At 72.5% G+C, this 12,678-nt stretch carries 13 protein-coding genes; 5 read left to right on the forward strand and 8 right to left on the reverse strand.

The window, feature by feature from the left end:
* Positions 1-177 precede the first annotated feature (177 nt).
* Complete coding sequence (locus tag ACFW2G_RS21350; protein ID WP_384450404.1) at positions 178-738, reverse strand: TetR/AcrR family transcriptional regulator; 561 nt, start codon at positions 736-738, stop codon at positions 178-180.
* A gap of 91 nt (positions 739-829) precedes the next feature.
* Here ACFW2G_RS21350 and ACFW2G_RS21355 point away from each other — a divergent pair, with 91 nt between their 5' ends.
* Positions 830-1,426: a DUF2867 domain-containing protein gene (locus ACFW2G_RS21355; protein ID WP_384450401.1), complete on the forward strand. Its 597-nt coding sequence runs from the start codon at positions 830-832 to the stop codon at positions 1,424-1,426.
* Between the two features lie 141 nt (positions 1,427-1,567).
* Here the strand turns inward: ACFW2G_RS21355 and ACFW2G_RS21360 are convergent, their stop codons facing one another.
* Complete coding sequence (locus ACFW2G_RS21360) at positions 1,568-2,326, reverse strand: phosphoglyceromutase (RefSeq protein ID WP_030855401.1); 759 nt, start codon at positions 2,324-2,326, stop codon at positions 1,568-1,570.
* Between the two features lie 152 nt (positions 2,327-2,478).
* Between ACFW2G_RS21360 and ACFW2G_RS21365 the strand changes: the two genes are divergently transcribed.
* A complete protein-coding gene (locus tag ACFW2G_RS21365) occupies positions 2,479-3,876 on the forward strand; it encodes an MDR family MFS transporter (protein ID WP_384450398.1) in 1,398 nt (465 codons plus the stop codon).
* A 149-nt stretch (positions 3,877-4,025) separates the two neighbouring features.
* Here ACFW2G_RS21365 and ACFW2G_RS21370 read toward each other — a convergent pair whose 3' ends face one another.
* From ACFW2G_RS21370 to mshA, 3 genes are all read right to left on the reverse strand, one after another.
* Positions 4,026-4,880, reverse strand: a complete 855-nt coding sequence (locus ACFW2G_RS21370; protein WP_384583528.1) for a DUF4396 domain-containing protein — start codon at positions 4,878-4,880, stop codon at positions 4,026-4,028.
* Positions 4,881-4,953: 73 nt separating this feature from the next.
* Positions 4,954-5,481, reverse strand: a complete 528-nt coding sequence (locus tag ACFW2G_RS21375; protein ID WP_037924675.1) for a YbjN domain-containing protein — start codon at positions 5,479-5,481, stop codon at positions 4,954-4,956.
* Positions 5,474-6,859 carry a D-inositol-3-phosphate glycosyltransferase gene (mshA, locus tag ACFW2G_RS21380; protein ID WP_037924673.1) on the reverse strand — a complete coding sequence of 462 codons (1,386 nt, stop codon included), beginning with the start codon at positions 6,857-6,859 and terminating at the stop codon, positions 5,474-5,476. The genes ACFW2G_RS21375 and mshA overlap by 8 nt, the downstream gene beginning before the upstream one ends.
* Positions 6,860-7,100: 241 nt before the next feature.
* Here mshA and ACFW2G_RS21385 point away from each other — a divergent pair, with 241 nt between their 5' ends.
* The 3 genes from ACFW2G_RS21385 to ACFW2G_RS21395 all read left to right on the forward strand — a co-directional run bounded on the left by ACFW2G_RS21385 (position 7,101) and on the right by ACFW2G_RS21395 (position 11,092).
* Entirely contained in the window at positions 7,101-7,922 is an 822-nt protein-coding gene (locus ACFW2G_RS21385) for a class I SAM-dependent methyltransferase (protein ID WP_384450390.1), read from the forward strand.
* Between the two features lie 261 nt (positions 7,923-8,183).
* Positions 8,184-9,251: an NlpC/P60 family protein gene (locus tag ACFW2G_RS21390; protein ID WP_384583525.1), complete on the forward strand. Its 1,068-nt coding sequence runs from the start codon at positions 8,184-8,186 to the stop codon at positions 9,249-9,251.
* 482 nt (positions 9,252-9,733) lie between these two features.
* Entirely contained in the window at positions 9,734-11,092 is a 1,359-nt protein-coding gene (locus tag ACFW2G_RS21395; protein WP_384450387.1) for a PP2C family protein-serine/threonine phosphatase, read from the forward strand.
* A gap of 74 nt (positions 11,093-11,166) precedes the next feature.
* Here the strand turns inward: ACFW2G_RS21395 and ACFW2G_RS21400 are convergent, their stop codons facing one another.
* The 3 genes from ACFW2G_RS21400 to ACFW2G_RS21410 form a co-directional block, all read right to left on the reverse strand.
* On the reverse strand, positions 11,167-11,505 hold the full coding sequence (locus ACFW2G_RS21400) for a DUF2516 family protein (RefSeq protein WP_384450384.1): 339 nt from the start codon (positions 11,503-11,505) through the stop codon (positions 11,167-11,169).
* Positions 11,506-11,647: 142 nt separating this feature from the next.
* Positions 11,648-12,196 carry a hypothetical protein gene (locus ACFW2G_RS21405; RefSeq protein ID WP_384450381.1) on the reverse strand — a complete coding sequence of 183 codons (549 nt, stop codon included), beginning with the start codon at positions 12,194-12,196 and terminating at the stop codon, positions 11,648-11,650.
* A 23-nt stretch (positions 12,197-12,219) separates the two neighbouring features.
* The gene (locus ACFW2G_RS21410; RefSeq protein WP_384583523.1) at positions 12,220-12,639 is read right to left on the reverse strand and encodes a helix-turn-helix domain-containing protein; all 420 of its coding nucleotides are present in this window, start codon (positions 12,637-12,639) and stop codon (positions 12,220-12,222) included.
* Between the last annotated feature and the right edge of the window lie 39 nt (positions 12,640-12,678).

Below are 12,678 nucleotides of genomic sequence, written 5' to 3' on the forward strand. Positions count from 1 at the left end.
CGCTCCCGCAACCCCGAAAGATCACCACGCTCAACGCCCACGGTCCTCGCAACTCCCACAGATCGCGGGTGTTGCGAGGACCGCTAGAACCCAAGTGGATTCCGCGGACGGGGGGCCTTTTTCGCGCCTCCGGGCGGCGCCGCCGGGCCCGGCCGCCCCCGATCCGCCGGGCAGGCCCTAGCGCAGGAGCCACTTCCGGGTCAGCGCCATGACCTCCGCGCGGCTGCGGCCGCCGTGGTCGGCGGCGATGAAGTGGGAGCCGATCCGCAGGGAGAAGGTGATCAGGGAGCGGACCTCGACGTCGTCCTCGTCGGCGCAGAACGCGCGGAACAGCGAGCGCAAGTACTCCATACGCCGGCTGTCCGCGCGGCGCAGCCGCTCGGCGACGGCCTCGTCGCGCCGGGCCCAGTCGCGGATCGCCAGGTCGGCGTCGACGCCGACCACCGGCCCCTCCTCGTAGGAGGCGACGATCGTGAACAGCCGGTCCAGCCTGGCCCTGGCGTCTCCCCCGCCGCTCTCGACCAGCTCGATCACCGCCTCGGTGACCTCGCGCTCCCAGGTGTCGAGCATCTCGATGAGCAGCGCGCCCCGGCTGCCGAAGTACCCGTAGAAGCCGCCCTTGCTGACGCCGAGCGCCTGCGCGAGCACCTCGACGCGGACGGCCTCCGGGCCGCCGGCGGCCAGCGCCCGCAGCCCCTCCTCGATCCACTTGCCGCGCGGTGTGCGGGTCGCACCCATGCCGGTCCCTCCTCGCCACCCCTTCTATACGGTGCCGTATAGAAGAGTGCTAACCTCGATCTATACGGCATCGTATAGAAGGGGCTTGCTCATGAGACTCCCCCGCACCGCCCACACCTCCCGACCCTGGCGGATCCACGAGATCACCGGCGACTTCCGGGTCGAGGACGTGTGGGCGCTGCCGACGCCGGGCGGCCCGGACGACCTCGCGCGACTGGTGCGCCAGTTCACCCGGCAGGGCGCGGGGCACCCCGTCCCCTCCCGCGCGGGGCGCGCCCTCTTCGCGATCCGGTGGAAGCTCGGGGCACTGCTCGGCTGGGACGCGCCGGCCGACGGCCTCCGCTCCAGGGTGCCGACGCTGCGCGACCGGCTGCCGGCGGACCTCAGGGAGGGCGAGCGCGGACCGGACGTCCCCTCGCTCCCCTTCACCTCCGTCTACCAGACACACGACGAGTGGGCGGCGGAGACGGCCAACAAGACGATGCACGGGGTGATGCACATCGGCTGGGTCCCGGACGGCAACGGCGGTCACCGCGGCCAGATGGCCGTCCTGGTCAAGCCCAACGGGCTGCTGGGCGCGGCCTACATGCTGGCCATCAAGCCCTTCCGTCACCTGGGCGTCTACCCGGCCCTCATCCGCTCGATCGGCGCCGAGTGGCAGAGATCCGCGGCGCCCGCCCCGGACTGATCCGGGAAGCGGCCTTTCCGCAGGGAAGGCCCGTATCCGCAGGGACGGCCTGTACGGCGACGCGCCGGACGGCCCCACGACGCCGAGAAGCCCCCTACCCGCTGGGAAGCAGCAGGTAGGGGGCTGTTGCGTGCGTGAGGGCTACTTCTTGCCCTGGTTCTTGACGGCCTCGATGGCGGCCGCGGCAGCAGCCGGGTCCAGGTAGGTGCCGCCCGGGTTGAGGGGCTTGAAGTCCGCGTCCAGCTCGTAGACGAGCGGGATGCCGGTGGGGATGTTCAGGCCGGTGATGTCCTCGTCCGAGATGCTGTCGAGGTGCTTGACCAGACCGCGCAGGGAGTTGCCGTGCGCGGCCACCAGGACCGTGCGGCCCGCCAGGAGGTCCGGGACGATGCCGTCGTACCAGTACGGCAGCATGCGCTCGACGACGTCCTTGAGGCACTCGGTGCGCGGACGCAGCTCGTTCGGGATCGACGCGTAGCGCGGGTCCTCGGACTGCGAGAACTCCGTGCCGTCCTCGAGCACCGGCGGCGGGGTGTCGTAGGAGCGGCGCCACAGCATGAACTGCTCCTCGCCGAACTCCGCGAGGGTCTGCGCCTTGTCCTTGCCCTGCAGCGCGCCGTAGTGGCGCTCGTTCAGGCGCCAGGAGCGGTGCACCGGGATCCAGTGGCGGTCCGCGGACTCGAGCGCGAGCTGCGCGGTGCGGATGGCGCGCTTCTGGAGGGAGGTGTGCAGCACGTCGGGCAGCAGGCCGGCGTCCTTGAGCAGCTCACCGCCGCGGACCGCCTCCTTCTCGCCCTTCTCGGTGAGGTTGACGTCCACCCAGCCGGTGAACAGGTTCTTCGCGTTCCATTCGCTCTCGCCGTGGCGGAGGAGGATCAGCTTGTACGGTGCGTCGGCCATGCGTACGAGCCTAATGGACGCGCGCACGCGCCCGCGCGCGGTGTGCGGCGGCGCCGATTGACGGTGCGGGTCAATTGACTGGCGCCCGGAGCCCACCCCCTCGTAACGTGCACCTCGCGATTGCGACACTTACACCCTCGGGGGGATCCCTTATGTCCGCTGCCCGTCTGAGACGTGCCGCCCGGGAGAGCGTCTCGGGTCTGCCCCGGGCGTTCTGGTGGCTGTGGACGAGCACCCTGGTGAACCGGCTCGGGGCCTTCGTCGCCACCTTCATGACCTTGTACCTGACCCTGGACCGGGGCTACTCGGCCTCCTTCGCGGGACTCGTGGTCGCCCTCCACGGGCTGGGCGGCGTGATCTCCTCGCTCGTCGCGGGCGTGATGACCGACCGGCTGGGGCGGCGCCCCACGCTGCTGGCGGCCCAGGCCTCGACCGCCTTCTCGGTGGCGCTGCTGGGCTTCATGGAACACCCGGCGGCCATTGCCGCGGTGGCCCTGCTGGTCGGCATGACCTCGAACGCCTCCCGCCCGGCGGTCGCGGCGATGATGGCCGACATCGTCCGCCCCGAGGACCGCGTACGGGCCTTCGCGCTCAACTACTGGGCCATCAACCTCGGCTTCGCCGTCAGTGCGACCGCGGCCGGCCTGATCGCCGAGTACAGCTACCTGGCCGGCTTCCTGGGCGAGGCGGCCCTCACGCTGACCTGCGCGGTGCTGGTGTACGCCAAGCTGCCCGAGTCCCGGCCCGAGCGCGGCGGGTCCGGCGGGTCGGGGTCCGGCGACTCCGGAGCCGGCGGATCCTCGGACAAGGGGGGCTCGGAAGCGGAGATCGGGCTCGGCACCGTGCTGCGGGACGGGCGGTTCATGGGTGTGGTCGGACTGTCGTTCCTGATCTCACTGATCTTCACGCAGGGGGCGGTCGGCCTGCCCGTCGCGATGGGCTCCGCCGGGTTCTCGCCCTGGGACTACGGGCTCGTGATCGCCGTGAACGGCTTCCTGATCGTCGTCCTGCAGATCCCCGTCACCCGCTTCATCGAGCACCGCGACCCGCAGAAGCTGCTGGTGGTCTCGGCACTGCTGGCCGGCTACGGCTTCGCGCTGACGGCCTTCGCCGGACCGGTGTGGGCCTACGCGCTGACGGTGTGCGTCTGGACGCTCGCCGAGATCGTCAACTCGCCGACCCAGATGAGCCTGGTCGTACGGCTCTCGCCGGTGCACGGGCGCGGGCGCTACCAGGGCGTCTACACGATGTCCTGGGCGGTGGCCGCGCTGGTCGCGCCGCTGATGGCCGGCTTCATGATCGACCGGTGGGGGGCGGACTGGCTCTGGGCGGCCACCGGCGCCCTCGGCACGGTGGCGGCGGTCGGCTACTGGCTGCTGATGCGGGGGCTCTCCGAGGAGGACAGGGGGACGGCCCCGGCAGCGGCCGGCGGCGCCCCCACTGCCCCGCCGGAAGCACCGCCCGCCGACGCCGCACCGGCTCCGGCCGAGCCGCTCCCCGCCTCGGGGCCGGCGCGGGCGGACCGCCGGGGCCGGGCCGGAGCACGCTGACCGGCCGCGGGCCCGCTCGGCACCGGCGGCCGGGCGGGAGCCCGCCGCTGCGAGCCGGGCGCGGGCCACGGGCCCGTTCGCCGCGGGCCGGGCCCGGGGCCGCGGGCCCGTGCAGGACGAGCAGGGGCCATCGGCCAGGGCCGGTGGGATCAGGCCAGCTGGCCGAAGATCGCGGCGAGCAGGGTCCCGGCGGCGAGGAAGAGGACCGTCAGCACCGCCATGGCCGTCTTCTGCTCCGCCGTCACTCCGGCCTCCGGAATAGCCATGTCCATGCCCATGCCCATGGCCGTGTCGGGGCGTTCCGCGGCCGGCTGCGGCAGCGGCTCGCCGCCGGCGCCGAGCGCCCGTACCGTCCCCATCCCGTGCTTGAGGTGGTTGGCGACCAGCCACACGTTGACCGGGTACGCGAAGCCGAGGCCGGCCAGCACCGACAGCGAGAACGTCGCCCAGAAGCGCACGTCACCGACGTCCTGCGCGCCCGGCACGTGGCTGCGCACGATCACGTTCACCGCGACCATGGCGCCCATCACGCAGTTCATCGAGAGCCACTCCGCGTACACCGTCGCCCGGACGGCCCTCGGATAGCTGCCGCCGAGCATGTCGCGCATGAACAGGGCCTGGAAGACGAGCAGCCCGAAGCCGAAGCCCACCACGTACTCAAGCAGGGCGTCGGCCCACGGCGGGAGGCCGAGCAGCGAGGCGACGACGGCCGCGACCATGATGCCGGTCGCGTCGCCGGCCACGCAGTGGATCGTGGAGCCGAGCGCCTGCTTCCACAGCGGCGCCACGAACCGCTCGTGGGTCCACGGTCGCGGTTCCTTGCAGGACAGCACGTAGAGCGCGGCGCCCACCGGGCCGATGTAGAGGGTCACCAGCACCCAGCCCCACTTCATCACCGTGAGCTCGGGGTTACGGGTGAAGGCGTCGTGGGCGACGTAGCCGGCGGACAGGAGAACCAGGGCGAACCAGGTGTACATGAGTGCTTCGGCTGTGTTCCCGCTCATCCCGCCACCGTGCGGGTGCCCGGCCCCGGCGGGGCGGGCCGACACGCCACCCCCCGCCGTTCGGTGCTCCGTGTCAGCCGATCGGAGTGCCGGGGCCGGCCTGATCGCCCTGCGGCCGCGTCAGGTGCTTGAAGGCGTCGAGGTTGAAGGTCGGCTCGCCGCGCGAGACGCGCCAGTCGTACTCGCGCCGGATCGCGCTCGCGAAGCCCAACTCCAGCAGTGTGTTGAACGAACCGTCCGCGGCCTCCAGCACGGTGCCGAGCAGTCGGTCGAGCTCCTCCGGGGTGACGACCCCGAGCGGCAGGCGGGCCGTCAGGTAGATGTCGCCGAGCCGGTCGACCGCGTACGCCATCCCGTACAGCTTGAGGTTGCGCTCCAGCAGCCAGCGGTGGACGCCCGCCTCGTTCTCGTCGGGGTGGCGGATCACGAAGGCGTTGACCGACAGGGAGTGCCGGCCGACCCGGATCGAGCAGGTGGTGCTCAGCTTGCGGGTGCCGGGGAGCGTGACGACGTAGGCGCCCGGCGCCGGGCTCTCCCAGCTCAGTTCCGCGCCGGTCAGCGCGCTCTCGATGATCTCGGCGATCTCGGCGGTGTCAGCCATGGTGGGAGCGTACGCGACGGCGGTGATCGTGCATCGCCGCCGTGTAGACGTCAGCCGTGCCGCTCGCCGCGGTGTCCCAGCCGAAGAACTGCGCGTGCCGCGCGGCCTCCGCGCCCATCCGATCCGTGAGCCCGGGATCGTCGACGAAGCGGCGCAGCCGGTTCGCGTAGTCCGCCGGGTCGTGCCCGGGTACGAGGATGCCGGTGACGCCGTCGTTGACGGCGACGGGCAGCCCGCCGACCTCGGCGGCCAGCACCGGGGTGCCGGTGGCCTGGGCCTCTATCGCGACGAGCCCGAAGGACTCGCTGTAGGAGGGCATGACCAGCACGGACGCCGCGCGGAACCAGTCCGCGAGCCCGTCCTGGGCGACCGGCGGGTGGAAGTGCACGAGGTCGGCTATGCCCAGCTTCGCGGCGAGCTTCTGCAGGCCCTCGGGCTTGGCGAGACCACTGCCGCTGGGGCCTCCGACGACGGGGACGAAGAGGCGGCGGCGCAGTGAGGGGTCCCGGTCGACGAGGACGGCGACGGCGCGCAGCAGGATGTCGGGGGCCTTCAGCGGCTGGATCCGCCCGGCGAAGAGGGGGATGACGGCGTCCTGCGGGAGGCCCAGGCGGGCGCGGGCGGCGGCCCGGCCGTCGCCGACGGTGAACCGGTCGAGGTTCACGCCCGGGTGCACGACGGCCACCTTGGCGGGGTCGGCCTCGTAGTACCGCACGAGCTCGTCGGCCTCTTCGGCGGTGTTGGCGATGAGCCGGTCGGCGGCGGACACGATCTGCGTCTCGCCGATGACCCGGGCGGCGGGCTCGGGGCTGTCGCCCTCGGCCAGCGCCGCGTTCTTGACCTTGGCCATGGTGTGCATGGCGTGCACGAGGGGGACGCCCCAGCGCTGGGCGGCGAGCCAGCCCACGTGTCCGGAGAGCCAGTAGTGGGAGTGGACGAGGTCGTAGTGGCCGGGCCGGTGGCGGGCCCAGGCCTGCATCACTCCGTGGGTGAAGGCGCACAGCTGGGCCGGGAGCTCCTCCTTGGCGAGGCCCTCGTAGGGGCCCGCGTCCACGTGTCGTACGAGCACGCCGGGCGCCAGCTCGACCACGGGCGGCAGCCCGCCGGTGGTGGCCCGGGTGAAGATCTCGACCTCGATGTTGATCGCGGCGAGCCGCCTGGCCAGCTCCACGATGTAGACGTTCATCCCGCCCGCGTCGCCGGTGCCGGGCTGGTGCAGCGGTGAGGTGTGCACGCTGAGCATGGCCACGCGGCGCGGTTTGCGGTGGTGGCCGACGGCCGGCAGGCGCAGCCGGGGCGGCTCGTGGCGGGTGGCGGCACGGGCGGCGGCGAGGCGCCCGCTGAGGCTGCCGCCGAGGCGGGACACGTACTGGCTCAAGGAAGCGCTTCCTCTCGGCTCGGACGGTGCGCGCGCGACGCTCGGACGGCATGACGACAGGGGCGCGTGGGGCGCCCTGCAAGGAGTGCAACCCGGATGGCCGTCCCCCGCATTCCGGGGAATCCGCATTTCCTGCCGGCTCCTCGTGATTCTTGCCGCCTTCCGGGAGCGCAATCCGGTGCGGGGCGCCCGGCGCCGCGCGATTTTCATGGTGTGCGGGCGCTCCGCTTACCCTCGGCCCATGGCCTCCCGCACCACCCCGTCACCCAGCCGCGCCCCCGGCCGTCCTGTGGGCTCGGTGACGCGCGGGACGACGAACCCGAACCGGTTGCGCCGGATGGACCGCTGGATCGCGGCCACCCACGGGGCCGTGCTGCGGCGTGCGGGTGATCCGGTGGCGGTGGACCTCGGCTACGGGGCCGCGCCCTGGACCGCGGTCGAGCTGCTGGCACGGCTGCGGGAGACGGCGCCGCGCGTGCGGGTGGTGGGCATCGAGATCGAGCCGGCTCGGGTGGCGGGGGCGAAGCCGTACGAGCGGGACGGGCTGAGCTTCCGACACGGCGGCTTCGAGGTCCCGCTGGAGGGCGGGGAACGGCCGATGCTGATCCGCGCGGCGAACGTACTGCGCCAGTACGACGAGGAGCAGGTCGCAGAGGTCTGGGCGCGGCTGTGCGCGCGGCTGGCCCCGGGCGGGCTGCTGGTGGAGGGGACCTGCGACGAGATCGGGCGGCGGCACGTGTGGGTGGCGCTGGGTCCGGAGGGCCCGCGCACGGTGACGTTCGCGACCCGGCTGGGGTCGCTGGAGCGCCCCTCCGACCTGGCGGAGCGGCTGCCGAAGGCGCTGATCCACCGGAACGTTCCGGGCGAGCCGGTGCACGCGTTCCTGCGCGACTTCGACCGGGCGTGGGCGGCGGCGGCTCCGTACGCCTCGTACGGAGCGCGGCAGCGCTGGATCCGGACGGCGCGGGCGCTGTCCGCCGACTGGCCGCTGGCGGACGGGCCGGTGCGGTGGCGGCAGGGGGAACTGACCCTGCGCTGGGAGTCGTTGCGCCCGCTGGGGTGAATGCGGTGCGGCGGGGAACCGGGGGCGGGTGTGCCCCGTTCGATCCATGGGGGGGCAGGGATCGGGGGCCGTCGGGGCAGACAAGATCGAAATGCCCTCCACAAGGCTGTCGGAATTCTTCGACTCGTGGCACCATCCCGATGGCAGTGCGAAGTTACTGATGAATAGTCAGATCTGGTGTCGGATCTGACGCGGGTGCCTGGGGGGACCATGGGGTCGGTAGGGCGACGACGCGCAAGCTCTCTCGCGCTGCTGTGCGCGATGGCGGTACTGACGGCGCCGGGCCTGGCGACGGGCACGGCGTACGCGGCTCCGGCCGTACCGGGCGCGCCGGGCGCGCCGACGGCTCCGGCCGCACCCGGGGCACCGACCGCTCCGCTGCCCGAGCCGGGCGGCGCGTCGCTGGAGCAGGTCCGCAAGGACATCGAGGAGCTCTACCGGCAGGCGGGCGCCGCGACGGACGCCTACAATCTCGCCGAAGCCGAGGCCAAGGCCCAGTCGGACAAGATCGTCGAGATCGCCAACCTGATCGTCGCCGGCAAGGAGCGGATCGCCGTCCTGAAGAGCCGTGCGGGTGCTGCGGCCCGTGCGCAGTACCGCTCGGGCGGCCTGCCCCCGGGCGCGCGGCTGGCGTTGAGCGAGGACCCGAACCAGTTCCTCGACGGGGCGGACCGGTTGCGCCAGGGCGAGAAGGCCGCCTCGGACCTCCTCTCCGAACTAAACCGCACCCAGGCGGACTTGCAGCGCTACGCGGAGGAGGCGAGCGAGCGCTGGAGGACGCTGGAGGACAACCGGGTCAAGCAGGAGGAGTCCAAGAAGCAGATCGAGGAGAAGATCAAGGCCGCCGAGGAGCTGGAGAGCAAGCTGGAGGCCGAAGAGAAGGCCCGGCTGATCCAGCTCGAACAGGAAGCCCAGTACCGCGCGCAGACGGCATGGCTGTCCACGGGCGCGATGAAGGACGTGAACGGCAAGGCGACGGAGGCCGGGAAGCTGGCCGTGCAGTTCGCCACGGCGCAGATAGGGAAGCCGTACAAGTGGGGCGCCGTCGGCCCCGACTCCTTCGACTGCTCCGGGCTGACCTCCCAGGCCTGGCGCGCGGCGGGACGGGGCATCCCGCGCACCTCGCAGGAGCAGCTGCGGCTGCTGCCGAAGATCGCGCTCAAGGACATGCGTCCGGGCGACCTGATCATCTACTTCGACGACGCGAGCCACGTCGGTATGTACGTGGGCGACGGCGCGATGGTCCACGCCCCGCGCCCCGGCCGCAACGTGACGATGGCGGGCGCGGGCTCGATGCCGATCAAGGCAGTGGTCCGCCCGGACGCCTGATCCCTCCCGGGCGGGGTCGGCGGCCACGGGGCCACGCACCCCGCCCCGAGCCCGGCCCGCGATCGGCCCGCAGCCGGCCCGGCATCCGTAAGCCGGGGCGGGGCTCGGCGGGCTGCGGTCGGCGGGCCGGGCGAAGCCCTGCTTACCCGGGAGGCGGGGGTCCGGCCCCGGAGGTCCAGCCCTGGAGGTCCGGCCCGCCAGGTCCGGCCCCGCACCTGGCCGGGGCAGGCCCGCGAGCCGCAGGCGGCAGGGCGGCCGGCAGGCGCCGGGACCGAGGCAACCCGGTGCGAGCGGGGGACGTCTCGGTACACGGGACGGAATGCGGCCCCGCCGTGACCTTTGTCATCCAGTGAGGCCGTTTTTCCCCCGTGATGACGGCATATGACGGAGACCCCCGCCGAGAACGGCATTCCGTTCGCGGGGCCGGGACCGCTAGGGTCTGCCGGAGCGCACCCTCGGGGGGAGGGAAGGAACCGGAAACGATGCCCGTACCCGTACCGCGGCAGAGGGAGACCCCCGCCACGGAGAGCGGTCAGGCCGTTCTGCATGCCGCCGCACCGCCCATCCCCATCGGTGCCGGTGTCGCACAGGCGACCCCGCAGACCACCGCCCTGACCCTCCTGGTCATCGAGGACGACCCCGCCGGCGGTCTCACCGTCCCCGAGATCCTCGACGCCGACGGCCACCGCATCCGGGTTCGCACCGCCCGCAACCTCACCGAGGCCGAGCGGCTGCTCACCCCCGATGTGCACTGCATCCTGCTCGACCTGTCGCTTCCCGGAAGCGGAACCCGCGCCGGCATCGGGGTCACGACCACCGCCACCGCCACCGCCACCGCGCCGGCGACCGCGACCGCGACCGTGGAGCAGCAGCTCGCCGTCCTGCACCAGGTGCTGCGCCTCGCGCCCCACCACGCCGTCCTCGTCCTGACCGACGAGGACGACGCCGAGCGCGCCGCCGAGGCCGTCCGGGTCGGTGCCCAGGACTTCCTCTTCCGCGACGAACTGGACGGCCGCCTGCTGAGCCGCGCCATCCGCTACGCGGTGGAGAGAAAACGGGCCGACATAGCCCAGTACAAGCTTGCAGAATCGAAACTGCGCGCCCAGGAGAACGCCCGCCTGGAGCGCGGCCTGCTCCCCACCCCCCTCCTGGAGGGGTCGGATCTGCGCTTCGCCGCCCGCTACCGCCCCGGCCGCAGCCGGGCCCTCCTCGGCGGCGACTTCTACGACACCGTCCGCACCCCCGACGGCACCGTCCACGCCATGATCGGCGACGTCTGCGGCCACGGCCCGGACGAAGCCGCCCTCGGCGTCGAGCTCCGCATCGCCTGGCGCGCCCTGACCCTGGCCGGCCTCTGCGGCGACGACCTGCTGGCCACCCTCCAAGAGGTACTGGAGGTGGAGCGCCCCTGCGAGGAGATCTTCGCGACGCTGTGCACCGTCGACATCGCCCCGGACGGCCGCCGCGCGGGCCTGTGCCTGGCCGGCCATCCGGCACCGCTGATCTCCCGTCCGGGGCGCCGCGCGCAGCTCCTCCCGTACGAGAACAGCGGCCCGGCCCTCGGACTGCTGCCCCGGGCCCGCTGGCCGCGCCGACAGGTCGAGCTCGGCGGCAGCTGGAGCCTGATGCTCTACACCGACGGCCTCATCGAGGGGCGGATCGGCGAGGGCAAGGAACGCCTGGGCCAGGACGGCATGGTCGAGATGATCAACCGCCACCTGGACCGCGGTCTGAGCGGCGAGGCGCTGCTGGAGGCCTCCGTCACCGAGGCCCGCCGCCTCAACGGCGGCGAGCTCACCGACGACGTGGCCTTGGTCCTGCTCTCGCGCGCCGAAGGCTGACCCGAGCCCGGCTCGGCCCGCCCCTACCCCTGCCCCTGCCCCTGGCGGCAAAGGGCTACCGGCCGGAGACGGGGCTACCGTCCGCCGTTGTAGGGGCCGTACGGCCCGTCACTGCTGCTGCCGCCACTGCGGCGGCCGCCGCCCGAGACCTGCTTGAGGGCCGGCCGTACGTCCACGAAGAACACGATGGTCGCCACCAGGCCCGCGATCTGGAGGAAGAGCAGCCCCAGGAAGGCGTCCACGAGCACGGTGATACCGAGGATCACCAGCCAGAAGGTCTTGCTCTGCTTGTCGGCCGCCCGGTAGGCGTCCTCACGGGCCAGCAGCGCGAACCCGAAGGCCACCACGGCGAGCACCAGCATGGCGAGCCCGAGCAGCGGGATCACCCCTCGATCGAACCCGTCCATCAACATCGCTTCGACCGCCTTCTCCTGCTCGCACTTCGCACGTCGGATCCCGCCTCACTCCACGCTACCGGTACCCGCCCCTCCATCAACCACAACGGGCCGGGCCCTCGAAGGGTGCCCGGCCCGTGCTCGCCCCTGCGGGCGCGGTTCAGCTCGCGTCGTCCGCGGCGACGACGGCCTTCTTGGCCGTGGTCTTGCGCGCGGCGGGCTTCTTCGCGGCGGGCCGTTCCTCGGCCGCGGCCTCCGCGGCCGGCTCGGCCTGCACCTCAGGAGTCGGCTCGGGCCGCGGCTCGACGACGACGGCGATGTCGACGATCTCCTCGGAGACCTCGCCACGCCAGGCCCGTACGGCCTGCTCACCGTGCTCGGCGACCTTGTCGTAGGTCTCCTTGGCGCGCACCGCGTACTCGGCGGCCACCCCGACGCCGCGCAGCGCCAGGTCCTGGGCGCTCTCCCCGATCTTCTTCGGGTCGATCGCGCCGAACACCTCGGCCACCTTCGTCGTGACCGCTTCCTGCACGGCCTTCGGGTCCGTGTTCTTCACGGCCTCGATGCGCGCGGGGGCCTCGGCGCGCAGCTGCTCGATGAGCTCCGGCACCTTCTTCGCCTGCTGGACGGCGAGGTCGGCGGTGCCGGCGGCGAAGTAGAGGGGAGTGGGGTCGGTGAGGGTCTTCTTCAGGTCATCGGCGATGGCCATGTGCTGGTCCTCCCGGATCAACTTCAGTCGGTCTTCGACGGCATCTCGTCGGACGGTGTGCCAGGCCCGTCGGGAACGGCGGGAACGGCGGGCGCGTCGAGTGCGTTCTCCTTGCGGAACGACTCGTAGATCTGGAGCAGCACCTGCTTCTGCCGCTCGTTGATGGACGGGTCGGCGAGTATGGCGGCTCGCGTCTCCACCTCGTCGCGGTCCCGCTCGTCCAGGATCCCGGCCTGCACGTACAGCGTCTCCGCGGAGATCCGCAGCGCCTTGGCCAGCTGCTGCAGGATGTCCGCGCTCGGCTTGCGCAGCCCGCGCTCGATCTGGCTCAGGTACGGATTCGACACCCCCGCCGCATCGGCCAGCTGCCGCAGCGAGAGCTGCGCCTGCCGCCGTTGCTCACGGAGGTATTCGCCGAGATGTCCGACGTTGAGCGATGCCATGCTCCAGATCCTGCCCGACCTTGCTAACTTTTGCAAGCA

The organism is Streptomyces sp. NPDC058880 (genome assembly GCF_042742535.1).
Taxonomy (GTDB): Bacteria; Actinomycetota; Actinomycetes; order Streptomycetales; family Streptomycetaceae; genus Streptomyces.